At 56.4% G+C, this 25,466-nt stretch carries 25 protein-coding genes and 2 tRNA genes; 16 read left to right on the forward strand and 11 right to left on the reverse strand.

Features of this window, described 5'->3' with window-relative positions; all coding sequences use genetic code 11:
- The first annotated feature begins 10 nt into the window (after window positions 1-10).
- The gene (dxs, locus tag GOV90_RS08045) at window positions 11-1,939 is read left to right on the forward strand and encodes a 1-deoxy-D-xylulose-5-phosphate synthase (protein ID WP_171092989.1); all 1,929 of its coding nucleotides are present in this window, start codon (window positions 11-13) and stop codon (window positions 1,937-1,939) included.
- Window positions 1,940-2,196: 257 nt separating this feature from the next.
- Here dxs and GOV90_RS08050 read toward each other — a convergent pair whose 3' ends face one another.
- On the reverse strand, window positions 2,197-3,012 hold the full coding sequence (locus GOV90_RS08050) for a DUF2189 domain-containing protein (RefSeq protein ID WP_171092987.1): 816 nt from the start codon (window positions 3,010-3,012) through the stop codon (window positions 2,197-2,199).
- Window positions 3,013-3,287: 275 nt separating this feature from the next.
- Window positions 3,288-3,363 (reverse strand) — tRNA-Thr (locus GOV90_RS08055).
- A 226-nt stretch (window positions 3,364-3,589) separates the two neighbouring features.
- On the opposite strand from GOV90_RS08055, the gene GOV90_RS08060 reads away from it, so the two are divergent.
- The 3 genes from GOV90_RS08060 to arsJ are packed head-to-tail and all read left to right on the forward strand — an operon-like array spanning window position 3,590 to window position 6,680.
- Window positions 3,590-4,423: a helix-turn-helix domain-containing protein gene (locus GOV90_RS08060; RefSeq protein ID WP_171092985.1), complete on the forward strand. Its 834-nt coding sequence runs from the start codon at window positions 3,590-3,592 to the stop codon at window positions 4,421-4,423.
- Window positions 4,420-5,418 carry an ArsJ-associated glyceraldehyde-3-phosphate dehydrogenase gene (locus GOV90_RS08065; RefSeq protein ID WP_171092983.1) on the forward strand — a complete coding sequence of 333 codons (999 nt, stop codon included), beginning with the start codon at window positions 4,420-4,422 and terminating at the stop codon, window positions 5,416-5,418. Before GOV90_RS08060 ends, GOV90_RS08065 begins: the two co-directional genes overlap by 4 nt.
- Window positions 5,415-6,680 (forward strand): organoarsenical effux MFS transporter ArsJ, encoded by a 1,266-nt coding sequence (arsJ, locus tag GOV90_RS08070; RefSeq protein ID WP_171092982.1) that lies wholly within the window; start codon window positions 5,415-5,417, stop codon window positions 6,678-6,680. Before GOV90_RS08065 ends, arsJ begins: the two co-directional genes overlap by 4 nt.
- A gap of 182 nt (window positions 6,681-6,862) precedes the next feature.
- Here the strand turns inward: arsJ and GOV90_RS08075 are convergent, their stop codons facing one another.
- Both GOV90_RS08075 and GOV90_RS08080 read right to left on the reverse strand, forming a co-directional pair.
- Complete coding sequence (locus GOV90_RS08075) at window positions 6,863-7,750, reverse strand: AraC family transcriptional regulator (protein WP_171092980.1); 888 nt, start codon at window positions 7,748-7,750, stop codon at window positions 6,863-6,865.
- Between the two features lie 132 nt (window positions 7,751-7,882).
- Window positions 7,883-7,959, reverse strand: a tRNA-Arg gene (locus GOV90_RS08080).
- Between the two features lie 115 nt (window positions 7,960-8,074).
- On the opposite strand from GOV90_RS08080, the gene GOV90_RS08085 reads away from it, so the two are divergent.
- Both GOV90_RS08085 and GOV90_RS08090 read left to right on the forward strand, forming a co-directional pair.
- Complete coding sequence (locus GOV90_RS08085) at window positions 8,075-9,100, forward strand: LacI family DNA-binding transcriptional regulator (protein ID WP_171092978.1); 1,026 nt, start codon at window positions 8,075-8,077, stop codon at window positions 9,098-9,100.
- Between the two features lie 47 nt (window positions 9,101-9,147).
- Window positions 9,148-10,317, forward strand: a complete 1,170-nt coding sequence (locus tag GOV90_RS08090) for a winged helix-turn-helix domain-containing protein (RefSeq protein WP_253284798.1) — start codon at window positions 9,148-9,150, stop codon at window positions 10,315-10,317.
- 3 nt (window positions 10,318-10,320) lie between these two features.
- Here the strand turns inward: GOV90_RS08090 and GOV90_RS08095 are convergent, their stop codons facing one another.
- Both GOV90_RS08095 and hpaR read right to left on the reverse strand, forming a co-directional pair.
- Complete coding sequence (locus GOV90_RS08095) at window positions 10,321-11,019, reverse strand: fumarylacetoacetate hydrolase family protein (protein WP_171092975.1); 699 nt, start codon at window positions 11,017-11,019, stop codon at window positions 10,321-10,323.
- 580 nt (window positions 11,020-11,599) lie between these two features.
- Window positions 11,600-12,034: a homoprotocatechuate degradation operon regulator HpaR gene (hpaR, locus tag GOV90_RS08100; protein WP_171092973.1), complete on the reverse strand. Its 435-nt coding sequence runs from the start codon at window positions 12,032-12,034 to the stop codon at window positions 11,600-11,602.
- Window positions 12,035-12,253: 219 nt separating this feature from the next.
- Here hpaR and GOV90_RS08105 point away from each other — a divergent pair, with 219 nt between their 5' ends.
- Window positions 12,254-13,024: an HpcH/HpaI aldolase/citrate lyase family protein gene (locus tag GOV90_RS08105; RefSeq protein WP_171092971.1), complete on the forward strand. Its 771-nt coding sequence runs from the start codon at window positions 12,254-12,256 to the stop codon at window positions 13,022-13,024.
- A 4-nt stretch (window positions 13,025-13,028) separates the two neighbouring features.
- On the opposite strand, the gene GOV90_RS08110 is transcribed toward GOV90_RS08105, so the two are convergent.
- The gene (locus tag GOV90_RS08110; protein ID WP_171092969.1) at window positions 13,029-14,171 is read right to left on the reverse strand and encodes a DUF3095 domain-containing protein; all 1,143 of its coding nucleotides are present in this window, start codon (window positions 14,169-14,171) and stop codon (window positions 13,029-13,031) included.
- Between the two features lie 139 nt (window positions 14,172-14,310).
- Between GOV90_RS08110 and GOV90_RS08115 the strand changes: the two genes are divergently transcribed.
- The 3 genes from GOV90_RS08115 to GOV90_RS08125 all read left to right on the forward strand — a co-directional run bounded on the left by GOV90_RS08115 (window position 14,311) and on the right by GOV90_RS08125 (window position 17,662).
- Window positions 14,311-15,483 carry an MFS transporter gene (locus GOV90_RS08115; protein ID WP_171092967.1) on the forward strand — a complete coding sequence of 391 codons (1,173 nt, stop codon included), beginning with the start codon at window positions 14,311-14,313 and terminating at the stop codon, window positions 15,481-15,483.
- A 21-nt stretch (window positions 15,484-15,504) separates the two neighbouring features.
- Window positions 15,505-16,536 (forward strand): glycosyltransferase family 4 protein, encoded by a 1,032-nt coding sequence (locus GOV90_RS08120; RefSeq protein ID WP_171092965.1) that lies wholly within the window; start codon window positions 15,505-15,507, stop codon window positions 16,534-16,536.
- A gap of 103 nt (window positions 16,537-16,639) precedes the next feature.
- Entirely contained in the window at window positions 16,640-17,662 is a 1,023-nt protein-coding gene (locus GOV90_RS08125) for an aspartate-semialdehyde dehydrogenase (protein WP_171092962.1), read from the forward strand.
- A gap of 150 nt (window positions 17,663-17,812) precedes the next feature.
- On the opposite strand, the gene GOV90_RS08130 is transcribed toward GOV90_RS08125, so the two are convergent.
- Entirely contained in the window at window positions 17,813-18,691 is an 879-nt protein-coding gene (locus GOV90_RS08130; protein WP_171092960.1) for a LysR substrate-binding domain-containing protein, read from the reverse strand.
- A gap of 117 nt (window positions 18,692-18,808) precedes the next feature.
- Here GOV90_RS08130 and GOV90_RS08135 point away from each other — a divergent pair, with 117 nt between their 5' ends.
- The 3 genes from GOV90_RS08135 to GOV90_RS08145 all read left to right on the forward strand — a co-directional run bounded on the left by GOV90_RS08135 (window position 18,809) and on the right by GOV90_RS08145 (window position 21,076).
- Complete coding sequence (locus GOV90_RS08135) at window positions 18,809-19,558, forward strand: SDR family oxidoreductase (RefSeq protein WP_171105767.1); 750 nt, start codon at window positions 18,809-18,811, stop codon at window positions 19,556-19,558.
- 17 nt (window positions 19,559-19,575) lie between these two features.
- Entirely contained in the window at window positions 19,576-19,980 is a 405-nt protein-coding gene (locus GOV90_RS08140; protein ID WP_171092957.1) for an ectoine synthase, read from the forward strand.
- Window positions 19,981-20,158: 178 nt separating this feature from the next.
- Entirely contained in the window at window positions 20,159-21,076 is a 918-nt protein-coding gene (locus GOV90_RS08145) for an endonuclease/exonuclease/phosphatase family protein (RefSeq protein ID WP_171092954.1), read from the forward strand.
- Between the two features lie 41 nt (window positions 21,077-21,117).
- Here GOV90_RS08145 and GOV90_RS08150 read toward each other — a convergent pair whose 3' ends face one another.
- Together GOV90_RS08150 and GOV90_RS08155 are read right to left on the reverse strand one after the other, a co-directional pair.
- Window positions 21,118-21,654, reverse strand: a complete 537-nt coding sequence (locus tag GOV90_RS08150) for an SRPBCC family protein (RefSeq protein ID WP_171092952.1) — start codon at window positions 21,652-21,654, stop codon at window positions 21,118-21,120.
- A gap of 99 nt (window positions 21,655-21,753) precedes the next feature.
- The gene (locus tag GOV90_RS08155; RefSeq protein WP_171092950.1) at window positions 21,754-22,404 is read right to left on the reverse strand and encodes a carbonic anhydrase; all 651 of its coding nucleotides are present in this window, start codon (window positions 22,402-22,404) and stop codon (window positions 21,754-21,756) included.
- A 144-nt stretch (window positions 22,405-22,548) separates the two neighbouring features.
- Here GOV90_RS08155 and GOV90_RS08160 point away from each other — a divergent pair, with 144 nt between their 5' ends.
- From GOV90_RS08160 to GOV90_RS08170, 3 genes are all read left to right on the forward strand, one after another.
- The gene (locus GOV90_RS08160) at window positions 22,549-22,938 is read left to right on the forward strand and encodes a hypothetical protein (protein ID WP_171092948.1); all 390 of its coding nucleotides are present in this window, start codon (window positions 22,549-22,551) and stop codon (window positions 22,936-22,938) included.
- A gap of 63 nt (window positions 22,939-23,001) precedes the next feature.
- The gene (locus GOV90_RS08165) at window positions 23,002-24,384 is read left to right on the forward strand and encodes a M17 family metallopeptidase (protein ID WP_171092946.1); all 1,383 of its coding nucleotides are present in this window, start codon (window positions 23,002-23,004) and stop codon (window positions 24,382-24,384) included.
- Window positions 24,381-25,118, forward strand: a complete 738-nt coding sequence (locus GOV90_RS08170) for a C40 family peptidase (RefSeq protein ID WP_171092944.1) — start codon at window positions 24,381-24,383, stop codon at window positions 25,116-25,118. The genes GOV90_RS08165 and GOV90_RS08170 overlap by 4 nt, the downstream gene beginning before the upstream one ends.
- On the opposite strand, the gene GOV90_RS08175 is transcribed toward GOV90_RS08170, so the two are convergent.
- On the reverse strand, window positions 25,115-25,465 hold the full coding sequence (locus GOV90_RS08175) for a DUF2794 domain-containing protein (protein WP_171092942.1): 351 nt from the start codon (window positions 25,463-25,465) through the stop codon (window positions 25,115-25,117). The two genes, GOV90_RS08170 and GOV90_RS08175, sit on opposite strands and share 4 nt — an antisense overlap.
- Window position 25,466 lies beyond the last annotated feature (1 nt).

Here is a 25,466-nt window from a genome sequence, read left to right on the forward strand (position 1 = left end):
AACGCGCCATATGTCTGACCGACCCAATACGCCCTTGCTGGACCTTGTGAACCGCCCTGCGGATCTCAAGCAGTTTTCGGACGCGCAGTTGCATCAGGTGGCGCAGGAATTGCGGGCCGAGACAATCTCGGCCGTGTCCGTGACGGGCGGGCACCTTGGGGCTGGTCTTGGCGTGGTCGAACTGACAACAGCGCTGCACGCAGTGTTCGATACGCCGCGCGACAAGATCATTTGGGACGTGGGCCATCAGTGCTATCCCCACAAAATCCTGACCGAGCGGCGCGATCGTATTCGCACACTGCGGATGAAGGATGGGTTGAGCGGGTTCACCAAGCGCAGCGAAAGCCCTTATGACCCGTTCGGCGCAGCACATTCCAGCACTTCGATCAGTGCAGCACTTGGTTTTGCTGTGGCGCGCGATCTGGGAGGTGTCACACCCGAAGGTCTGGGCGATGCGATTGCTGTGATCGGCGATGGCTCGATGTCTGCAGGCATGGCGTTTGAAGCGATGAACAACGCAGGCCATCTGAGCAAGCGACTGATCGTCATTCTGAACGACAACGAGATGAGCATTGCGCCACCTGTGGGCGCCTTGTCCAATTATCTGTCCCGTATCTATGCGGAAGAGCCGTTCCATGACCTGAAAGCCGCTGCAAAAGGCGCGGTTTCCCTGCTGCCCGAGCCCTTCCGCGAAGGCGCCAAACGTGCCAAGGAAATGCTGAAAGGCATGGCTGTCGGCGGCACGTTGTTCGAAGAGCTTGGTTTTTCTTACCTAGGCCCCATCGACGGACATGATCTGGACCAGTTGCTGCCTGTGCTGCGTACCGTCAAGGCGCGGGCGACCGGTCCGATCCTGATCCATGTTCTGACCAGGAAGGGCAAAGGATACGGCCCGGCCGAGCAAGCCCGTGACAAGGGGCACGCAACGGCCAAATTCGATGTGGTGACAGGTGAGCAGAAAAAGGCACCGTCCAACGCGCCCTCTTACACGTCCGTCTTTGGCAAAACCTTGGTGGATGAAGCTGCGCGAGACGACAAGATCGTTGCCGTGACCGCCGCCATGCCAGACGGTACCGGTCTGAACCTGTTTGCCGAACGCTACCCGTCGCGCTGTTTCGATGTTGCGATTGCCGAGCAGCATGGGGTGACATTCTCGGCTGCACTGGCTGCTGGTGGGATGAAACCATTCTGCGCCATGTATTCGACCTTCCTTCAGCGCGGTTATGATCAGGTGGTGCACGATGTTGCGATTCAGCGTCTGCCCGTCCGCTTCGCCATTGACCGCGCAGGTCTGGTGGGTGCCGACGGAGCCACGCATGCCGGATCGTTCGATATTGCGTATTTGTCCAACCTACCGGGTATGGTCGTCATGGCAGCTGCCGACGAAGCCGAGCTGATGCATATGGTGGCCACCGCTGTTGCGCACAACGATGGGCCGATTGCGTTCCGCTACCCGCGTGGTGAAGGCGTTGGCGTCGACCTTCCAGAGCGCGGTGAAGTGCTTGAGATCGGCAAAGGCCGCGTGATCCAGAAAGGCGCGCGCGTGGCACTGCTTTCGTTCGGTACCCGATTGTCTGAGGTGCAGAAAGCCGCCGAATCCCTTGCGGGCAAGGGCATCACCCCAACCATCGCCGACGCCCGCTTTGCCAAACCTCTGGACCGCGACCTGATCCTGGATCTGGCCGCCAACCACGAGGCTCTGATCACCATCGAAGAAGGCGCGATTGGCGGCTTTGGCAGCCATGTCGCACAGCTTTTGGCGGAGGAAGGCGTTTTTGATCAAGGGCTGAAATACCGCTCGATGGTCTTGCCCGACACCTTCATCGATCAGGCCAGCCCAGCGGACATGTATGCCGTGGCCGGCATGAACGCCGAACAGATCGAAGCCAAGGTTCTGGACGTTTTGGGCGTTGCATCAATCGGGGAAAAGCGCGCCTGAGCTGCGCGCATTAGTCTGGTGACTTCCTCCGGCGCAAGTGGGATGCGTGCTATGAGGATTGTGCCGATTGAAGTGTTCTTAGTGGAAGGAGTATCGGCGCTCCCGGTTCGTCGGTCGAAATTGCTTCACTGCAAATAAACAAACTTTAGCCGCTCCGTTGAATATAGGCGCTGAAAAAGCAGCTTAAACCTCTTCGTTGTCAGCATAAAAAAATGTGTCTGCCCCCGTTCAACTATCGGAGACGCCTTACCGTTAGATCACACCTCGTCGGGCGGCACGGCCCGCTGGTACAGGTGCCACGTGGTGTGGCCAAGGATCGGCAGAGTAAAGATCAGGCCCAAAAATGCGGGAACCAGCGATATCAGCATGGTAAACGAGATGATTGCCGCCCACGTGAGCATGACCACAGGGCTTTCCCTGACAACGCGGACAGAGGTGAGCATCGCAGAAACGAAATTGGTTTCCCGGTCCAGCAACATCGGCATGGCGACAACGGTCACCGTGAACAGGGCTGCTGACAGAAACGCGCCGACGCAGGTGCCAATGGCCAAGAAGGTCCAGCCTTGCGGCGTGAATAACACAGTATTCAAAAACCCGTCGAAATCGGAAAAGGACGCGTTCTGCAGGATGATCGCCAGCCAAAGCCGAACCTGATAAACCCACACCCAGAATATGAACAAGGTCACAAAGGCCATCCAGCCCATTTCGCGCTTGCGTTGATCTGCCATGACCGTGAGGATTTCGGACCACCCGAAACTTTCCCCATTTTGCAAGCGGCGCGACATTTCATAAAGTCCGGCAGCGGCGAACGGCGCGACCAGCGGAAATCCTACAATTGCAGGAATGATCATCCAGATCTTGCCCAGCCAAACCAAGGCCCAAACCAACAGAAGCCCGAAAACCGCATAGAACAGGCCGAAAAAGCCGCTCATGACGGGGCGCGCCAGAAAATCGGAAAACCCGGCTTTTAGCGCGGCGGTGATGTCATCCGCTGTCACTTTGTTGACCGTGGGCATGGATTGCTGCGGTGTCAGGTCGTCTGGTGGTGTGGAACCTGCGGTCTTGGATGTCATGACACATTCCTCCCAAAGCATAGCGCCGCGCTGATCCGTTGACCGACAAACCCAGCGGTGAACAGATACCAATCCTCCTAAGACAAGCATGCCTTACGCAAGGTATTGGGGCAAGGTCGGGATACGGTCGACACACGCGTGCAGGCCGCCTGCGGACATAGGGAAATGGACCTTTTCACAAAGAACCTTAGGTCGACGTCTTTGCAACCGACGCTCCGCAAATTCGAAAGCGAATACGAAATCGATACGGGGTCTTTTGAGAAACACGAGAAGAGTGGTGCCTCAAGAGGGACTCGAACCCCCGACCTTGTCCTTACGAAGGACCTGCTCTACCAGCTGAGCTATTGAGGCAATCTTTTGCGGCCGGAACTGGTTCTGTCTAGGTGCGATGGGTCATTTAAACCGTCACTCTGATGCCTGCAAGTCCAGATACACCCGCTTTTAACGTACCGCACCAAAGTGCTGATGGGAGGCAAGAGGAGGCCACCCATATGGTGGAAACTGCGTTCTGTGAATTTTTTGTAACGTCAGTCGGTTCAAATTGACTCACTGTTTTTATTTCAATATTTCATGAAATATGATAGAAAAGATTACCGATCAACTGGCTATTCTTGGCCACCCGCAGCGTATCACCGTGTTTCGCATGTTAATGCGACGGTTTCCTGACAGCGTGCCTGCTGGGGAACTGGCGTCTGAACTGGGGATCAAGCCCAGCACCATGTCAAATTATCTGAACGCGCTGCAACGATCGGGCCTTGTGACGCAAGAGCGCCTCGGAACATCCCTGCGCTATTCGATAGATATGGCTAACGTGCAGAAAATGTTTGATTTTCTGATTGTGGACTGCTGCCGTGGCCGACCTGATCTTTGTATGCCTTCAACCAAGGGAAGTGAGACGATGACTGACCGGAAGTTCAACGTGCTGTTCATTTGCGTGGGCAATTCCGCCCGCTCGATCTTTGCCGAATCTCTGTTGCGGGAAATTGGTGGTGACCGGTTCAATGTCTTTTCCGCCGGAACACAGCCTTTTTCCCAGTTGAACCCGTTTGCGGTTCAGGTCCTGCAAGACAAGGGCCACGATACGTCGGTTCTGCGGTCAAAAAATGTGTCCGAGTTTTCAGGGCCGGACGCGCCTGATCTGGATTTTGTTTTCACGGTCTGCAACCAGGCCGCAAACGAGGAATGCCCTGCTTGGGAAGGTCAACCGATCAGCGGTCACTGGGGCATGGTCGATCCTGTCAAGGCCGACGGCACAGACGCCGAAAAAAGCCTGGCTTTTCAAAACGCTTACGGCGCGCTGAAGCGCCGGATTCAAGCCTTTACATCGCTGCCGGTCGAAAGCCTCGATCGGATCGCATTGCAATCCGCTGTCGACGACATCGGGCGAACATCCTTTGAGGACATGAAATGACAACCTACGCACTAAACGGCCTTGGCCGGATGGGAAAGCTTGCGCTGAAGCCTTTGCTGGAACGGGGCGCAAAAATCGCGTGGATCAACGATGCTGTTGGTGATCCCGAAATGCATGCGCATCTGTTGGAATTCGACACCGTGCATGGGCGTTGGGATGCGGAATTCAGCCATGATGCCGATAGCATCACTGTGAACGGAACGCGTCTGCCGTTTATCGGCACCACAGACTTGGCTGCCCTGCCTTTGGATGGCGTCGATGTGGTGATCGATTGCACAGGCGTGTTCAAAACCGAGGCGAAGCTATCCCCTTACTTCGACGCTGGCGTGAAGAAAGTGGTGGTTTCCGCCCCGGTCAAGGACGGCCCGACTGCGAATATTGTCGTGGGTGTGAACGACGACACCTATGATCCTGCCGCCCATAAGATCGTGACCGCCGCATCCTGCACAACCAACTGCCTGGCACCGGTCGTCAAAGTCATTCACGAAAACCTTGGCATCCGCCATGGGTCGATGACGACGATCCACGATGTAACCAACACGCAAACCATCGTAGACCGGCCTGCCAAAGATCTGCGCCGCGCAAGGTCTGCCCTGAATTCACTGATCCCGACCACCACCGGCTCGGCCACAGCGATCACGCTGATCTATCCCGAGCTCAAAGGGCGTCTGAACGGTCATGCGGTGCGGGTGCCTTTGCTGAACGCATCGCTGACCGACTGCGTATTCGAAGTCGAGCGGGAAACGACGGCCGAAGAAGTCAACGCCTTCTTCAAAGCAGCCGCCGAAGGTGAGTTGAAGGGTATTCTGGGTCACGAGACGCGCCCGTTGGTTTCGACCGACTACACCAATGATGAACGATCATCGATTGTGGATGCGCCCTCGACAATGGTGGTGAACGGGACGCAGGTGAAGATCTACGCCTGGTATGACAACGAAATGGGCTATGCACATCGCCTGGTGGATGTGGCCTTGATGGTTGGGGCATCACTGTGACCCAACGGCCCGAAGGCATGTCGGCCTATATCGCGGTCACGGCGGCCTATTGGGCCTTTATGCTGACCGACGGGGCGCTCAGGATGTTGGTGCTGTTGCACTTTCATACCTTGGGCTTCTCGCCGGTACAGTTGGCTTACCTGTTTGTTCTTTATGAGATCGCTGGGATTGTGACCAACCTGTCCGCAGGCTGGATTGCCGCTCGGTTCGGATTGACCTCAACCCTTTACGCCGGGCTGGGCCTGCAAGTGGTGGCGCTGCTCGCCATGACGCAGCTTGATCCGAACTGGACCGTCGCCGCTTCGGTCTCCTTCGTGATGGTGGTGCAAGGGGCAAGCGGGGTGGCCAAGGATCTGGCCAAAATGTCCTCGAAATCCTCGGTGAAACTACTGGCACCGGCTGAGGGTGGAGGCTTGTTTCGTTGGGTGGCCGTTCTTACCGGGTCAAAGAACGCGGTAAAGGGCCTGGGATTTCTGCTGGGCGCGGCGATGTTGGCGACGCTTGGATTCATGACCGCAATCATTGTGATGGCGGCGATCTTGGCGCTGATCCTGTTGGCGGTCTTCCTTTTCATGCCACCGGGTCTGCCCAAAGGGCGCAAGGGCGCGAAATTCTCAGAAGTGTTTTCGAAATCCGCCAACGTCAACTGGCTGTCCGCCGCCCGCGTCTTTCTGTTTGGCGCGCGGGATGTCTGGTTTGTGGTTGGAATTCCGATCTATTTCTACGCTGTCCTGTCTGACGGCACAGAAGACGGCAATCGGGCCGCGTTTTTCATGATCGGCACTTTCATGGCCCTGTGGATCATTCTGTATGGCACCGTGCAGGCCAACGCGCCAAGGATATTGCGCGCCGCAGACCGCAGCGAAGGCGATCTGATAGGTGCCGCACGCAGTTGGGCCATTGCGCTCTTTTTTGTTCCGGCGGCTCTAACCTTGGCAGTTTTGTTGTCAGATGGGCCTGAGGTCTGGTTAACCGTGACGCTTGTGGTCGGCCTTTTGGTTTTTGGCGCGATCTTCGCCGTCAACTCGTCGCTGCATTCCTATCTGATTCTGGCTTTCACCAGATCCGAGCGTGTGACGATGGATGTGGGGTTTTACTATATGGCCAATGCCACAGGCCGTCTGGTCGGCACCGTTTTGTCCGGTCTGACCTACCAGATCGGGGGGTTGGCCTTGGTACTGGGCACGGCTGCCGTGATGGTTGCCCTGGCCGCGCTGACCTCGGGCAAGCTCACGGATCAGACGTCAGAGGCTCTGTCCTGAGCCTTCAGCTGCCACGGACCTGAAACAATTTGGACCGGCGCGGCAGTCGGGGCCATCAGCGCAGCGTTGGTGTTCAGGGCGGAATCTTCCGAAATCTATCTGGTTCGGCGCAAGCCCGATGACATGAAAGTTAAAAGACACCGGCTACAATCGGTCCGTCTGCTTTTCGAAGAGATTCCGCTTTAACCGTTCAGCGCAGCCCGAAAGGCACGCGGGGTTTGTCCGGTGACTTGCTTGAAGCTGCGGGTGAAATGCGCCTGATCCGAAAACCCGCAAGCCAGCGCAATGTCCCCGAAGGGACGGCCGGAATCCTCGATCATCTTCATCGCCTGCTCAATCCGGAACGACATAACATACTGCATAGGCGTTGACCCAAGCGTTTCCTTGAAGACTCGGGCAAAATGCGACGTACTCATTCCAGCCTCGGACGCCAGTTGGTCAACGGTGATCGTGCGATCCAGGCGCTTTTGCACATAAGCCAGAACGCGTTGATAGTGCTGGGATGTGAACCGCGACGACAGTTCAATATCTTCGGCGCGGCGTTTTCCGTATTTCTGCAAAAGCTTGACTAGAAACACCCGGCTCATGGCCTCGAACATAACCGCCGAGGACATATCATCCGTCTCCAGCGCATCCCGCAACAGAACACCTGCAACGCAAAGGTCAGGGTCGGAAAATTGCGGCAGATCCCGGAATTGCTGCGGATCAAGAAGCATCCCAAGCTCAGATTGCGCAAAACGGTCCACCTTGGCCGGGTCCAGTGTGACAACTATGACATCCGATGGCCCGAACCACCGCCAGCCTGACCGCACGCCTGCGGGCGTAACAATGACCTCATCTTTGCAAAAGGTGAAATCCCGCAGCGTGCCATCACGCCAGTTCTGCACGCGGTGGGGGCTGTCCTGCAAATTCAACAACACATGATGTTCCGCAAACACTTCTTCGGGCATCTGGTCCGGCTCTGCCTGAAAGTATCGCACAGACATCAGCGCCGCTGCTGAAGGACGATCCATCGCATCACTGTTGAGCAGCGGTTCAGACGGATAAATATCTGCGTATCTCAGCGGCACTTTTGTGTTCCCAAAGCAAGCTTGCGCAATTTACGCAGCTATCCGCCGTGCAGACAACGCATTTGATGCACCCACAAAGCCCGGGGGCATCGTGTTCCATCACCCGCCAATATCCGAAAGACTTGAAGAAAATGGCGACCCCGGCAGGATTCGAACCTGCAACCTGCCCCTTAGGAGGGGGCTGCTCTATCCAGTTGAGCCACGGGGCCGTGTGTGGCCTTCTGTAACCGGGATTTTCCGGGTTGTCATCGGCTTTGCACAATTGTTGTACACGCAGACCTGTTCACGCTACCATCGGGCAAAACAACAACACAGGTGCCTCCCGTGAACAGTGAATCCAAACGCCCGCTTACCCTTCGCGATGTGTCCGAGGCTTCTGGAGTATCCGAAATGACGGTAAGCCGGGTTTTGCGGAACCGGGGGGATGTGTCAGATGCCACCCGCACCCGCGTTCTGGCCGCCGCAAAAGAGCTTGGCTATGTGCCCAACAAGATCGCGGGCGCTCTGGCGTCCAGCCGGGTCAATCTGGTCGCGGTCATTATCCCGTCGCTGTCGAACATGGTTTTTCCTGAGGTTCTGACAGGTATCAATCAGGTGCTGGAAGACACCGAATTGCAGCCTGTTGTGGGCGTGACCGACTACCTGCCCGAAAAAGAAGAAAAGGTGCTGTACGAGATGCTCTCGTGGCGGCCTTCTGGTGTGATCATTGCAGGGCTGGAACATACTGAAGCCGCACGCGCCATGCTGGATTCAGCGGGCATTCCTGTGGTCGAGATCATGGATACCGACGGCAAGCCAGTGGATGCGATGGTCGGCATCTCGCACCGTCGCGCCGGGCGCGAAATGGCGCAGGCCATCCTTAAAGCCGGGTATCAGCATATCGGTTTCATGGGCACCAAAATGCCGCTGGATCACCGCGCCCGGAAGCGTTTCGAAGGCTTCACCGAGGTATTGGGCAAGCACGGGATCGAAATCGAAGACCGCGAGTTTTATTCCGGCGGCTCGGCCCTTGCGAAGGGGCGCGAGATGACGCAGGCGATGCTGGAACGTTCTCCCGATCTGGATTTTCTGTATTACTCCAATGACATGATCGGCGCGGGTGGCTTATTGTACCTGCTGGAACAAGGCATCGACATCCCAGGACAGATCGGTTTGGCCGGATTTAACAATGTCGAGTTGTTGCAGGGTCTGCCGCGCAAGCTTGCAACGATGGATGCCTGCCGGCTTGAGATTGGCCGCCACGCCGCCCAAATCATCGCCGAACGCCTGAAAGACCCCGATTCTGAGATTGAAACGCGCGCGACACTGACCCCAAAGATCAGCTTTGGCGACACCCTCAAGCGGCGATGACGGCCCCCCTCAAACGGCTCGATAACCGAACGGCTCGGGCCGTTTTCATGGACCGCCACGCGCTGGCAGAACAACCATCGGGAGAGGCCAAGGGCGATGCGCTTCTGGATTTGATCCAGAGGCTAGGCTTTGTGCAGCTTGACAGTATCAATACGGTCGCTCGCGCCCATGATCTGATCCTTTTCTCGCGCAGACCCAGCTATCGTGGTGCGCACCTGAAAAGGCTCTATGAAAGGGAAAAAGGGCTGTTCGAGCATTGGACGCATGATGCGGCTGTGATCCCGATGGAGTTCTACCCCCACTGGCATCTACGCTTTCAGCGCGACGCTGATTTGCTGAAGGCACGGTGGAAGAACTGGCGACGGGATGGGTTTGAACAACAGTTTGAAACGGTGTTGCAGCACATCCGAGACAATGGGCCAGTATCCTCTTCGGACGTGGGCAAGGACGAAAAGAAAGGCTCGGGCGGATGGTGGGATTGGCACCCGTCAAAAACCGCCTTGGAGTTTTTGTGGCGGTCTGGCGCGCTTACAGTTGTTGGTCGCGAGGGGTTTCAGAAACGCTATGACCTGACAGAGCGGGTTATTGAAACCCAACTCTGTCCGGGGAACATGCACTGCGATGCAGAAGCGACTGTGGATTGGCTGTGCAACGCGGCACTTGACCGGCTTGGATTTGCGACATCAGGCGAGTTGGCTGCATTCTGGGACACGGTCAGCGCAGCAGAAGCCAAAAGCTGGTGCGCCAGGGCGCTGGTCAAAGGCGACATAGAAGAGATCGAGATCACCTGCGCTGATGGGCGACACCGTAAGGTCTTTGCCCGCCCAAACCTGGCGGACCAGAGTTTGGACCTGCCCCCGCCACCCGGGCGCATCCGCGTGCTCAGCCCGTTTGATCCAATGCTGCGTGACCGTAATCGCGCAGAACGGTTGTTTGGCTTTCACTATCGGATCGAGGTCTTCGTGCCGGAACCCAAGCGCAGCTATGGCTACTACGTTTTCCCCCTGCTTGAAGGTGATCGTTTGATTGGCCGGATTGACATGAAAGCGCATCGCGACCGCGACATGTTGCACGTCAAAGCCCTATGGCCCGAACGCGGAGTACGCTGGTCCGACGCCCGTACCCGACGCTTGAACGCCGAACTGGACCGGGTACGCCGGTTGGCGGGTGTGACGCATGTCGAGTTTGCCAACAACTGGCTAAAAGACCCTAAATAGGGTCTATTCTGCATCCGTCAGGGTCAATTCGATCGGCGCGAGCCCGTCAATCTCACCGTTCAGAACATCCCCTGCCACAACCGGTCCAACACCGGCCGGCGTGCCCGTCAAGATCAGATCGCCGGGGCGCAGGTGATAAAAGCCGGACAGATGGCAGATGATTTCATCAATCTTCCAAATCAGTTCCTCAAGTGTCGCATCCTGACGTATCTCAGCATTCACACGAAGCCGGATGCGCTTGTCCGCGTCCGGAGACCAATCTTCGGCTAATGTCAGAGGGGCAAATACAGCGCCGTTTTCAACATCTTTGCCCAGATCCCAGGGGCGCTGCTTGTTTCGCTCTCGTATCTGCAGGTCACGCCGGGTCATGTCGAGGGCGCAGCCATAAGCGTATACAGCGTTCCAAGCTTGCGAACTGTTCGCGCGGAACACCGGTTTCCCGATGGCCAACGCCAGTTCCATTTCGTGGTGATAATTCTCGGTGCCCGCAGGGTACGGAACCTTTGCCCCGGACAAAACTGCGTTTGCGGCTGACTTGGTGAAGTAAAAAGGCGCTTCGCGATCGACCTCGTTTCCCATTTCAGCCGCGTGGGCAGCATAATTTCGACCAACGCAGAATATGCGCCCAACGGGATACGCGGCCGTTTTGCCAATAACAGGAATTGTGACCGGGTCAGGAAGGGAAAAAAGGCTGTTTGACATGGTGCTCTCTGACAATTGCGCTGCTTCATCTTACGAGCGTCGGGCCGGTCAGCAACACAGAAAAACACGCCGGAACTCGCCAAGGCTATTGCGATGTTTCAGCGCGAAGTCGCTCAATTCAGGTGGCCAACACAATGCCCGTTTCCAAGCCAGTTCACTTCCGCCTTTATGGCATCGTCTGGGGAAGAACACATACGACTTGGCTCAGGCATAAGTTGAACTATCTCCTTACTTGAAAGTTGTGAAGCCGACCTAACGAACGCCCGAAATCCAAACTTGCTTTTATGGCGAACCGACCTGCCTGGGCAACATTTCGGAACCACCTATCAGTCGGCATTTGGCAACACTTATTTCGGAGAGCAAAGGCATACACCCACCCCTTGGGTAAAATGCCTTGATTAGAGCCTTTCTTGGCTCGGCACACACTCCGAAGCGCAGGCCGGACCGTCAGGCTACACGTGACGCAACCGGCCTCGGGCCAGGCACATAATATCCAGTCCGAGTCTGGCCGCCCCGTCGGAGAACCCCCCCTACATTCTCCGGCGGGGTCCCTGACAAAGTTCCTTAAAGTAGACCTTGGTCAGGGGTCGAGATCCTTCAAGTCGTTCAGAAGGTCTAGCAAAAGCTCATGCTTTTCAGCCCCAAGCTGAGATCGAATGCGTTCCGCCTGTGCGATACTTACAGAGAGATTGGCGCGAATGACCTGAACGCCGCTTGCGCTGATTTTAACAATCTGCCGACGGCGATCTGCGGGATGGGACCGCCTTGAGATCAATCCGCGCTGCTCAAGTTTCTGCAAAATCCGCGTGAGGCTGGGCAACAAAAGACAAGCGCGGTCAGCCAGATGCGTTGGTTCCTGCGGACCCTCTTCGTTTAAGACACGCAACACACGCCATTGCTGTTCGGTGACACCAGCGTTAGCCAGCATGGCACGGATGGGTCCCATAACCTTTTCCCGCGCCCGCAAAAGCGCAATGGGCAAAGATCGCGACGTCAGAGGCAGATCGTCGGTCATGCTAAAATTATCGCCGAATTTCAGCTTTTTCGCAAGCAAACCGCACGTTCCCGTGAATACGCCGGACCCAATCAAGACAACAAACGGACCTGTCAAATTCAACAACGCCCCTGACAGCTTCACATTCCCGCTGGACAATTCAAAACCATCAGAGAAGATGCGCAAAGGGCCCAACCGGAGTCCTTTGAAAACCTTGGATATGTGACAAAGAGAGACCCAATGGCTGCCCCCGAAAACGCGTTTAAAATGGCTCTAAATCAGGGAAAACCCCAGATCGGATGCTGGATGAGTTTTGCCGAACCTGTCACAGCTGAGATCATGGGGACCGCAGGCTTCGATTGGTTGGTGATTGACGGAGAGCACGCTCCAAATGACATCCGCTCGATACGGGATCAGCTGATGGCATTGGCGGCCAGCCCGTCACATCCGGTGGTCCGCATTCCAATTGGCGAGACGTGGTTGATCAAGATGGTTCTGGATGCCGGGGCGCAAACCGTTTTGGTGCCGATTGTCGAAAGCGCCGAACAGGCCCGTGAACTGGTTCGCGCGTGTCGCTATCCTCCAACCGGTATGCGCGGCGTAGGCGCGATGGCGTCACGCGCGACGATGTACGGATCTGTTTCGGACTATATCCAGACGGCAGATCAAGAGATCTGTTTGCTGTTGCAGGTTGAAACCCGCGCCGGATTGGCCGCATTGGATGACATTCTGCAAGTTGACGGCGTGGATGGTGTGTTCATCGGCCCCGCCGACCTGTCCACCGACATGGGGTATCAGGGCAACAGCGCTGCGCCCGAGATGCGCAAAGTCATCAGTGACGCTTTGGCGCAGATCAAGGCCGCCGGCAAAGCACCGGGCATCCTTGCAACCAATGACGAAGCACGGCAAGCCTATAAGGATATGGGGGCACAGTTCCTGGCCGTTGGCATTGACGTGATGCTGCTGGCGCAGGCGGCCCGTTCACTGTCGGAGCAGTGGAAGGAAAAGTGAGCTGTCAGGCACGCATGGCTGCAGCGGCCTGAGCGTACCCACCGGACGCGCCATCAACAAAATGCATGTGGTCGTCGCGCGTGGCCGAGGGCACAATGCATGTCATCATCGCTTCGTCTTGTGCGTGCAGCCCATACTTGATCTTGCCACGCGCCCGCGCCTCTTCCAGCATCTGTTCGATACGCTTCAGCGTGGACGGGTCGCAATCCAGCGTCATTTTCAAACCGTCGTCAAACTTGCGAAAGTCCGCATTGCTACTGACCATGTGCTTGTAGTGGTCCGGCTCGAACTGGCCCATGCGCTTTCCCGATTTAAACAAGATCGCAATAAGCAAATTCTGAAACAGCAAAACGATTTTTTGCAGCATCATATTCCGTCCGTTGCGCGACACATGGGCATCAATCTCCAAGCCCGGTGGTGGCCATTTCATGGGCGGGCCGTTCTCGGGCACAGGATGACCCGCGCGCTCCAGTTGCTCCGACATGGACAGCACAGATTGGGCAAGATCGGCAAAGTCACGTTCTGTGGCCGACGCCGTGGGCTCCACAACCAGCGAGACGATCTGACCATGCCGTGCCATACTGTTGGACCACCTGCAGGACAGGCCGGTGAGATCCGGCTGTACCCCCGGCTCGGCACGCTCAACCATATTGCGGCCTGCTTTCATCTCAGCCTCGGCCCAGGCCAAGCCGCCGCCTGAAAACATCGCATAATCCACACCGGTTGATGGCGCATAGCGGGCTACGCGCAAGTCTCGGCCGGCGGCTCGGATATCTGCCACCGATACCAATGCTGCGCGCAGCGGCATGGAAAACTCTTCCTCCGCCCAGCGCCGCAAGGCGGCCAAAGCATCGCGTGCCGCGTCGACCTGACTGGGTGGCACGGCGAAACCAGCGCCGTCACCGCCAAAGACATAAGGAAACAGCTTACCGTCCATGGCGTTGATCATCGCTGAAATCACGGCGGCTCCGACCGTGTTAACCGTTTTGTACCGGCCCCGCGCGATTTCACCGGTTGAATCGACGATGTCTGCAACACCCAATACCCAATCGTCCGGGACAGCCGAAAACCGTGCCGGATCCGCAACCAAGGTAAAATCCCGCAAGAGGGGAAGGTTTTCATAAAACTCGGAATGGAGGTCTTTCATGGTCCCCCTCAAATCAATGTTGAGCATAAATTAGGTGGACGTTGGTCCAAGTCGCGTTTCTGAAACATACTACACACGCTTGTGCGTTGCATCATGGCATGCCAAGCCTTTGCCTAAAGTGCGCAAAAAGGGGCAAGTTATGCAGGCAGGTTTGGTGGTTTTATGCCTGGGCTATGTGCTCAGCCAATTTTTCCGCGCGTTTCTGGCTGTTCTCAGCCTCGATCTGGAACGGGACATCGGCGCAACGCCTGAAGATCTGGCATTTGCCTCGGGTCTTTGGTTTCTGGTTTTTGCCGCGATGCAAATCCCGGTCGGCTGGGCGCTGGATCGGGTTGGGCCCCGGCTGACCGCAGCGGTACTGCTGTTGATTGGTGGCGCAGGAGGTGCCGGAGTTTTTGCGGCTGCTTCATCGCCACTGCACATCAGCATTGCCATGGGGCTGATCGGTGTTGGGTGCTCTCCTGTTCTTATGGCCTCATATTTCATCTTCGCACGTGAATACCCTCCTGCTCGGTTTGCCACATTGGCTGCTGTGATGCTGGGTGTGGGGTCGGTCGGTAATCTTGTGGCATCATACCCGACAGCCCTTGCTGTAGAGTGGATGGGGTGGCGTGCCACAATGGTGGGTCTGGCCGGTATGTCCGCTGCTATTGCGGTTGGTATTTGGCTGACCGTACACGACCCAGAGAAGGCGGAAACGGATCACAAGGGGTCTTTGCTGGACCTGTTGAAAGAACCCACGCTTTGGCTGATCCTGCCGCTGATGTTGGTCGCATACGCACCCTCTGCCGCTTTGCGTGGTCTTTGGGCCGGGCCATATCTGAACGATGTCTTCGGTTTAAGCACAACACAAATCGGCACCGCGACCCTGATCATGGGGGCCGCAATGATTGCTGGCACATTTGTCTATGGGCCGTTGGATCGCATATTTGGCACTCGAAAATGGGTTATTTTTGCAGGCAATGCGCTGGGGGCCGCAGCGTTGACTTTGCTGTGCCTGTGGATTGACAACGCAATCTGGCTGTCTGTTTTGCTGCTGGCCGTCATCGGCTTTGCCGGAGCCAGCTTTCCGGTCATCATGGCCCATGGGCGGGCTTTCGTTCCGCCGCATCTGGTCGGCCGTGGCGTGACCCTTCTGAACTTGTTCGGGATCGGCGGTGTGGGCGTCGCTCAGTTCGTCACCGGCCGGATTCATGCCGCCACTGTCCAGACAGGGTCAACTGCGCCTTACACAGCGATATTCTGGTTTTTTGCCATATCGCTTGCCATTGGTTGCGTGATCTATCTATTCAGCCGGGATAGTGTCGACTGAAGCAGCCATCAGGAGAGCCCGGTGAAAGACCCCGTCGTCATAGCCCCAAATCTGAAACGCAGGCTTTCGGGCGTGACCGCAACCATCGCAAGGCTGGTTCCGCTGCAGGCACACTCCATCGACATCGCCGCAACGGGTCCGGGCCTGCCTGCTGACATCCCGCATATCCCGCTAGGTCGCCTGCCCTTTCTGTCACGCCGTCCAACACGCGTTTGGCACGCCCGCCGCAACACCGAGATGCTTCTGGGCCTGATCCTGCGGAACGTATTCCGCCTGAAACTCAAACTGCTGTTCACCAGCGCATCCCAACGCCCCCACACGGGATATACCAAATGGCTGATCGGCAAGATGGACGCGATTGTAGCGACATCGCAAAAAACCGCCGGGTATCTTGAACGCGACGCACAGGTTGTCATGCATGGCATCAACCTTGAGGACTTTACGCCCCCACAGGACAAGGCCGCCGTTCGGACGAAACTGGGGCTGCCGGACGGGCTGCTGTTGGGATGCTACGGCCGCATCCGGCACCAAAAAGGTACAGATGCCTTTGTCGACGCGATGATCGATCTGTGTGGGCAGTTCGACGACGTGTCGGGCATCGTCATGGGCCGGGCCACCGAAAAGCACACCGCATTTCTGGCCGAGCTGAAAGACAAGGTCGCGAAGGCGGGACTCTCTGATCGCATCCTTTTCATGCCCGAGGTCACGGTTGATCAAATTGCCGAATGGTATCAGGTTCTGGACCTGTTCATCGCACCCCAACGGTGGGAGGGGTTTGGGCTCACCCCCCTAGAAGCCATGGCTTGCGGCGTGCCGGTTGTGGCAACGGATGTTGGCGCGTTTTCCGAGATCGTGACCGACCCCTCGCTGGGCCGGGTCGTAGCCCCCGACGACATTCCAGCGCTGGCCGATGCAGCGGCGGAGATGCTGGAAAACCGTGATTCCCTGTCGAAGGCCAGTCAGGCCGCCCGCGCCCATGTCGAACAGAATTTCGATATTCACGGTGAAGCAGAGACGTTGGTTGCGCTCTACCAGCGACTTCTGAGCGCCTGATGCGCTTCAATTCGACGTCAAACGTTCGATTCCACGCCAAAAGCCCTTTTTTCTTCGCCGCAACGCAGCTATGAACGCGCGTCCTTAACTTTGGAGACATGAAATGGGCTATCGCGTCGTTGTCGCCGGCGCCACGGGTAACGTGGGCCGCGAAATGCTGAACATCCTGGCGGAACGCCAGTTCCCGGTCGATGAACTTGCCGCTCTGGCAAGCCGTCGTTCCTTGGGCACAGAGGTGAGCTTTGGCGACAAGACACTGACGACCCAGGACATCGACACGTTCGACTTCACCGGCTGGGACATGGCGTTGTTCGCCATCGGCTCGGACGCCACCAAAACCTATGCCCCCAAGGCCGCAGCTGCGGGCTGCGTAGTGATCGATAACTCGTCGCTTTATCGCTATGACCCGGACATTCCGCTGATCGTGCCGGAATGTAACCCCGAGGCGATCCACGACTATAAAAACAAGAACATCATTGCCAACCCCAACTGCTCGACCGCGCAGATGGTTGTCGCGCTGAAGCCGCTGCATGACCGTGCCAAGATCAAGCGCGTTGTCGTGTCGACCTATCAGTCGGTGTCGGGTGCCGGTAAGGACGGCATGGACGAGCTTTGGGATCAGACCAAAGCCATCTACAACCCGACAACCGAAGTTGAGCCGAAGAAGTTCCAGAAACAGATCGCCTTCAACGTCATTCCCCAAATCGACGTCTTCATGGAAGACGGCTCGACCAAGGAAGAGTGGAAGATGATGGTCGAGACCAAAAAGATCGTCGATCCCTCGATCAAAGTCACAGCCACCTGTGTCCGCGTTCCGGTCTTTGTCGGCCATTCCGAAGCCGTGAATATCGAGTTCGAAGAATTCCTGGACGAAGACGAAGCCCGCGACATCCTGCGCGAGGCTCCGGGTATCATGGTGATCGACAAGCGCGAAGCCGGTGGCTACGTCTCGCCCATCGAATGCGCGGGCGACTTCGCCACATTCATCAGCCGCATCCGTCAGGATTCGACCGTGGAAAACGGCATCAACCTGTGGTGCGTCTCGGACAACCTGCGTAAAGGTGCCGCCCTGAACGCTGTCCAGATCGCCGAGCTGCTGGGCCGTGAAGTTCTGAAAAAGGGCTGACGGTTCAATCCTTTCAAAGTCCAAAGAAAACCCGCTGTTTGATCAGCGGGTTTTTTTGTTTTTGCCAGCCAGACAGGTTCAAGAAACAGCCCGATGTTCTGCAAACGGAGACGGAAAAGACTTGCCTACTGTCTCGACTTGAAAACGGGATCAAATCGACATGAGCCATTTCTTGAAAATTCTCACTGTGACGCGTTCCTGATCCCCGGGTCGGCAGACAAAGTACAACCCACGATCCAATGGTACACTGCTGTCGTCAAGACGGATCAACCGGCCAAGCTTCAAGTCTCGTTCCGCCAAAAGATGCCGAGCCAATGCAACGCCTTGGCCGTCGATCGCTGCCTCAAGCAATACAGCACTATCTACGTATTTTATGTTTTGCGATTTGATCTGATCAGTGCTCAGCCCGACTTGCGACGCCCAGCTCTCCCACCCGACATTGAACGCATCGTGCAATAATGGAAGTTCCGCGACGTCCTTGGCGCGCATAGGGTGCCGTGGCGTTCCAACAAGGGACGGCGCAGCTACGACAACCAGTTCCTCTCGTCTGATTTGTTCGTGATGCAAGCCTTCCCAATCAGGTTTTCCAAACCGCAGGGCGACATCGACCTCGGACGTGTCGAAATCCGCAAAGCCATCATTTGTATCTAACAACAATGCAATACCCGGATGTTCCTGTTGAAACGAAGTGAGCAGCGGTACAAGCCATTTGAGCGCCAGTGAGGTGGACAAGGATACTGTAATTGACTGGCGATGATGTAACCGCTTCACCTCTGTTACGCCCAACTGCAATGCCGAAAATGCGCCACGCGTTGATTGATACAGGCGTTCTCCGGCATTGGTGAGTTCGACACCATTAGGACGGCGATGAAAAAGCGTCGCGCCAAGATGCAGTTCCAACAACTTGATTTGCCGACTGATCGCCCCGTGGGTGACATTCAGAACATCTGCGGCCTTGGTCAGGTTGGAATGAGTTGCGGTTTCGTCGAATGCCTGCAGGGCACGAAGGTGTCTAAGGTTTTCAGGCATGTGAGAAAACCTAATACCAATCTTCAAAAAACTCGATAGGCGATAACCAATCTTAGGAATTAAATTACCTGGTATTCAGAAAAACTCACATACTGCAATAGAATGAATGAGGACACCATGCCCAATACCAAAGTTGCCCTGATGACAGGCACAGGACAAGGCATTGGCCGGGGTTGCGCCATTGAAATGGCAAAGGCAGGTTACAAGGTTTCGCTGATGTCGCCGTCCAACCGCTCGGTCCAACTGGCAGAAGAGCTTGGAGGCATCGGCCGCCGCGGTTCAGTACTGGATGTCGATGACTTGCAAGCGATGATCAACGACACCATGAGCAAATATGGGCGGATTGATGCAATCGTCAGCAATATGGGTCATGGCGGATCGGTGCCCGAAGCCATCAAGACCGTAGGTTTTGATCCTGATTTTGATGGGCCTTTGTTAGAGCTCAGCGACGCTTTGTGGCACGAAAGCCTGGACATGTATGTGCTTAACGTTGTGAAGATCGCCCGTATTGTCACACCGATCCTGATCGAACAAGGCGGGGGCGCTTTCGTGAATATTTCGTCCATGAATGCCGTCGAACCGCGCGCTGCCTATCCCATGAGCATGTTGCGCGGCGCCCTGCACAGTTTCTCAAAGCTGCACGGGGATCGGTATGCACGACACAACATTCGTATGAACAACCTGTTGCCGGGATTCTGCGAAAACGTGAACCTGTCCGACCGGGCCCGTCGGGAAATCCCGGCTCAACGGCCAGCGACATTCGAAGAAATCGGACAAGCTTGTGTATTTCTCGCGAGCGATGCGGCACGCTATATTAATGGACAGAATATTCTGTCCGATGGCGGGATGAACCGCGCGGTACGATAACAACAAGGCGGTGAAAAATGATTGTCAAAACACTCAAGGATGTTCTTGGTTCAGACCACGATGTTTCCGGAACAGGCTGGAACAGCAGAAGGTTATTGATTGCCAAGGATGGTATGGGGTTTTCGCTGACGGATACGATCATCAAAAAGGGTGCGGCACTTGACCTGGAATACACGCATCATTTTGAGGCGTGTTACTGCATCTCAGGAAAGGGCCAAATCCGAGCTGCCGGTGATGAAACCTGGCACGCGCTGGAACCATTTACCCTCTACGCACTGGATCAACATGACCGCCATGTGGTGCGCGCCACTGAAACTGATTTGCGGCTTGTATGTGTTTTCAATCCACCGCTGAGTGGGCGTGAAGTGCACCGCGAAGATGGAAGCTATGCAGCGCCTGAAACAGAATCCTCGGTATCGTGAACCGCGCCAGTCACGGCTCTAAATTGAACCAGCGCGTCGGCACGACCCCGAACCCAACAATTCCCAACCAGTTGACAAAGATGGGCGGGCTTGCCACCTAAATACCAAGCCTTGATTGCGGCAGATGTGACAAACCAAGTCACAAGACATGCCGCGCGCAAGGTGGTTGAGGCAGAGCATGCAGGTTCCGACCGTACGCAGAATTGGCAGAACTCTGACCATCGGGTGCGCGAGTATTCTGATGGCGCTTGTCGTTGTTGGCTTTACCGGACAGATTTTTGCGGTGGGGGACTCGGTTGCCCTGCTGCGCCCGCAGGCGGGGGTTTTGCTTTTGCCTTGTGCGGTGTTGCTGCTCTACTTGCGCGCAAGATACATGGCTCTGACAACCTTGGCTGTTGCTGTGATGGCTCTCAGCTCCATTGCCGTCAGCTATGCTGCACCGTCTGTCGAATGCAATGGAACCTGCCTGACGCTGTATCAAAAGAACCTGATGAGCAAGGCTTGGCCTCGCTATCCTTTGGCGGACGATATCATCGCCTCCAACGCCCAGATCGTGACTTTGCAGGAGGTATCCAGTCACAACCAAAAATACATGAACAACCTCTTCGAACACTATCCATACAAGGCCGTATGCAGCTTTCGCCCCGAGCAGAGCGTCGCCATCCTGACGACACTGCCTATCGTCGAAAACTCAGAGTTTTGCCTTAAGGGCAGTGGATTGGTCGGCGTACAGGTCGAGGCACCCGATGAGACTGCGGTTTGGATCGTTTCGGTGCACCTGAAATGGCCGTTTCCATACGATCAGGCACAACAAAGCCAGGTTATCGCGGATCGAATCGCGGATCTGGACGGACCTGTCCTGATCGCAGGGGATTTCAACATGGTGCCTTGGGGGGCAAGCGTCCAAAGGATTGCGGCGGCGGCAGACAATCAAAGTTTTGGAACTGCGCTGAACACGCATAACCTCGGCAGTTGGAAGGTGCCTTTGCCGATAGACAACCTGCTGTTTCCCAAAGGCACAACCGGAACTGTCGAGCTGCGCCCGTTCATGGGATCGGATCATCTTGGGAAACTTGCCCGATTTCGCATTGAATAGTGTCTAAACACCGCTGTTTAGGGCGAGTTTAACGCGCGTGATCAACTGTTGTTTTCGACCAGCGCTTTCAAATTGGTCAAGCCGCGCTGGTAGTCGCCGCCCACCCAATTATCCATCATCAGCCCCATCCATCTGGACATCGGATTAAGACCCAAATCAGATTCAAAGCCCCAGGTCACCAATGTCGCCCCTCCATCCGGTTCCAACAGGAAGAACGCCGAGGCCGTCCCCATCGGACCGAAATCCAGTTCCGTTAGGACCCGTTGATTCTCAATGCTTTCGACGATCACCTGCGAACCAGTGCCAACCTGCGGATGGTCCGAGGCCCAGTTCAGGGTGTTTCCAACCCCACTGTCGGGTCCGGAATAGGCAAGTTGCGTGTCAGGATCACGGTGCAGCCAAGGAGACCATTGTTCCGTCTCTTGCATGGAATTCACGTAGGGAAAAATCGCCTCGGCTGGCGCATCTATGGTGATGCTGCGGGACACTTCGGCCTTGCCGGGCAACAGATACGACACCGCGATCAGCGCAACAACAAGCAGGCCCAATCCCGCCAGAATGCGTAAAATAACTTTCATCTCAATCTCCGAAACTGGAAACGCATGCACATATCATACAGGATTGCGGCTCTGAATCAGAACCGTAATGCGTTTCGTTTCTTCGATGTCAGCTTGGTGTCAGACCGAGACAAACTTCTTTTGATGGGGATCAAAGCATTCCAGGCCACCCGCGCCGATATCGGTCCACAAACCATGCAGGCTCAGCGCGCCCTCTTCGACCGCCGAAGAAATAAACGGGAAGGTCATCAGGTTTTCCAAAGATGCCACAACCGCCTGGCGTTCGAATTGCCTGGCTTGATCGACCGGGTCTTCGATATCCGCGACCAGCCCGTATTTTGGTTTTAGGATGTCCATCCAACGGCCAACAAAGCTTTCTTTGGCTTCCAGTTGCGGCGCTTCGCCCTTGCACATGTCGATGCACCCCTGAACGCCGCCACATTGCGAATGGCCCAACACGATCAGATGCGCGACCTTCAGCGCGGTAACGGCGTATTCAATCGCGGCACTGGTGCCGTGGTGATCGCCATCAGGCGCGTAGGGTGGAACCAGATTGGCGATATTTCGGTGAATAAAGAAATCACCCTGGTCGGCCCCGAACATCGAGGTCACATGAACCCGGCTGTCACAGCAGGAAATCACCATCGCGCGGGGGCGTTGCCCCTCTTCTGCCAACCGCTTGTACCAAACCTGATTCTCGGAATAAGTTGTGGCTTTCCACCCGTGATACCGCTTGACCAGATAGGTCGGCAAAGGCTTGGCAAAGTCCATTATGATGTCCCAGTTCTTCTCGCTTTAGGACGCTCTAAACCGAATTCAAGGAAAATTCGACCCATTATCCGATTTCCCCGCAAGGTTTTGCAAAGGAATTTACCTCCAATATCAGTTCCACGCCGTGGGGGCGTTAGAACTAGGGTGAATGTGGTGGATAAGATTACAACGCTTGAACACAAAGAATCCGTCCGGCTGGACCCGGATCAACTCAATGGGCTGTACCGCCAATTGGGGGACAAGAACGCGCTGGACGTGCTGTGCCGCACAGTTGAAGAACTGGCTGTACGCCTTTCAAACTGCGAACGGCACTGGCGGCATCGCGAATGGGCCGATCTTCGCAAATGTGCCAAATCGTTGGTCGCAATCTCTGAGCAAGTCGGGATGACGGCGCTGGCGCGTGTAGCCACTGATGTGGCCCAAACCGTCGATGCCGGTGATGCCGTAGCAGCGGGTGCAACGTTGGCGCGACTGATCCGCGTCGGTGAACGCTCTTTGACGGCCGTGTGGGATCAACAGGATCTTTCCGTCTGACAGGGGTTGCAGGCGGATCAGGCGCGGCTAGTCTGGGCTTAGAAATCAACTGCTGAGACAAATATGACTCTGTCCTTTGCCGCATCCTCCGACACCTCGATACCGCTTCATGTAATCGCCCAACCGGACCTTGAAGCGTGGCTGCACGAACAGACGCAGCACGTGCAATCCTGGGTCGCAGTAAACGGGTTTTCAGCGGCGCTGGGTCAGACATTGTTGGTTCCCGATGCAACTGGCACTGCTGAGATGGCGCTTGCCGGATACGGAACCGATGAAAAGCGCGCGCGCAAACGGTTCCCACTGGCCGCTGCTGCCCTGTCTCTGCCGGAAGGCGTCTATCATATCGCGTCTGGCCTCCCTTCGGATCGGTTAGAGATTGAGTGTTTTGGCTGGCTGATGTCTGGCTATGCCTTTGATCGCTATGCCTCACAATCCGGTGGATCAGCGGCTTTGGTCGCGCCGGATGGGGTGGATGCGGCGCGTATCGAAGCAATGGCGCAGGCCGAGGCTTTTACGCGCGATCTGGTCAATACACCGGCGTCAGATATGGGACCCGAGCAGTTGCAGCAGGCGGTAGAGGCATTGGCCGGAGAATTTGGCGCTGTGTGCAACGTTACCCTGGGTGACGCGCTGCTGGATCAGAACTTCCCGATGATCCACACCGTCGGGCGGGCCGCGGATCAGGCCCCGCGACTGATCGAGCTGAACTGGGGCACCAGTGGCCCAAAACTGACGCTTGTGGGCAAGGGCGTGTGTTTTGACACAGGGGGGTTGAACCTGAAACCGGGTGCCTCGATGGGGCTGATGAAAAAAGACATGGGTGGGGCTGCCAATGTACTTGGTTTGGCGCGCATGATCATGGCGCTGAATCTGCCGGTGCAGCTGCGCGTCCTGATCCCCGCCGTCGAGAATGCAGTTGCGGGCAACGCATTCCGGCCCGGTGACATCCTGACCTCTCGCAAGGGGCTGACGGTTGAGATCAACAACACCGACGCTGAAGGGCGTTTGGTTCTGGCCGATGCCCTAACGTTCGCGGATGAGGGTGAGCCCGATCTGGTGATCTCGATGGCCACGCTGACCGGCGCGGCGCGCGTCGCCGTGGGCCCCGACTTGGCCCCGTTCTATACGGATGACGAGACCTGTGCATTGGCTCTGTCCAACGCCGCAGTTGTTTCGGCTGATCCGGTCTGGCGTATGCCGTTTCACACACCTTACGAGGCGATGATCGAACCCGGCATCGCCGATCTGGACAATGCGCCTTCGGGCGGGTTCGCAGGTTCGATCACCGCCGCCTTGTTTCTGCGCAAGTTCGTGGGATCGCGCCGCTATATCCATTTCGACATCTACGCCTGGCAGCCCAGCAAGGAACCCGGGCGCAGCAAGGGTGGTCTGGGTCAAGGGCCTCGCGCGATTCTAAACGCTTTGCCCGAGATGTTGGGCCTATGACTCGCCTGCGCATATCCAAGCCTGTGGTCGATCTTTTGCGCGACCCTAAAGGGCCTCGCGACAGGCAGGTGCTTTTCGGTGATACGGTTCAGGTCGCAGATGAAAAGGACGGCTGGAGCAGGGTCATCGCCGACAAAGACGGGTACACTGGCTGGCTGCAAACGGATCAATTGACCCATGATATTCCCGCCACCCATTGGATTAAAGCACCGGCGACGCATGCATATGAAAGCGCAGACTTCAAAAGCCGCGATTTGGAATCGCTCAGCTTCGGAAGCAAGGTCCATGTATTGGCGGAAACAGATCGCTATCTGGAAACCGAGTTGGGCTTTGTTCCAAAGGGACACACCGCACCAATTTCTGAGACCCAGCAAGACCCTGTCGCAGTGGCCGAGTTGTTCCTTGGGACGCCCTATTTGTGGGGCGGAAACAGCCGATTTGGGATCGATTGTTCCGGTCTTGTCCAAGCAGCGCTCTTGGCCTGCGGCGTGCCGTGTCCCGGCGACAGCGGCGATCAGGAAACTGCTTTGGGCACGACACTCGCCGAAGGGTCAGCCGCACAAAGGGGCGATTTGTTGTTCTGGAAAGGTCACGTGGCCTGGGTATCCGGAGACAATATGATTTTACACGCCAACGCCAGCCATATGGCGGTAGTGTTTGAACCTATGGATCAGGCTATTGAGCGTATTCAGGCGCAGGGCAATGGCCCAGTCACGGCCCACAAAAGGCTCTAATCGGGCTTAACTGCGCGGATCAGCTTACGCTCCAACACCCGAAGAACCGCACGCAAATCGTGGCCGCGCTTCAGGATGCGACCGTCCATGCCGACCACAGAATACATCCCCTGTCGGGACCTTAGCCGCGGGTGTTTTTCGACACGATAGATCGGGTGTTCAGCAGTGCGCCGGAAGATCGAGAACACTGCCATGTCACGCAGGTTCGAGATACCGTAGTCCCGCCATTCTCCGGCGGCGACCATCCGGCCATAAACGGACAGGATTTGGGACATCTCATGCCGGTCAAAGGCGACGGGCATCTGCGCTGCACTTGCCGAGAACCGGCTGGGAGGCTGCATATTCATA

It is taken from the genome of Ruegeria sp. HKCCA5929 (assembly GCF_013034525.1).
In the GTDB taxonomy this organism is placed as follows: Bacteria; Pseudomonadota; Alphaproteobacteria; order Rhodobacterales; family Rhodobacteraceae; genus Ruegeria.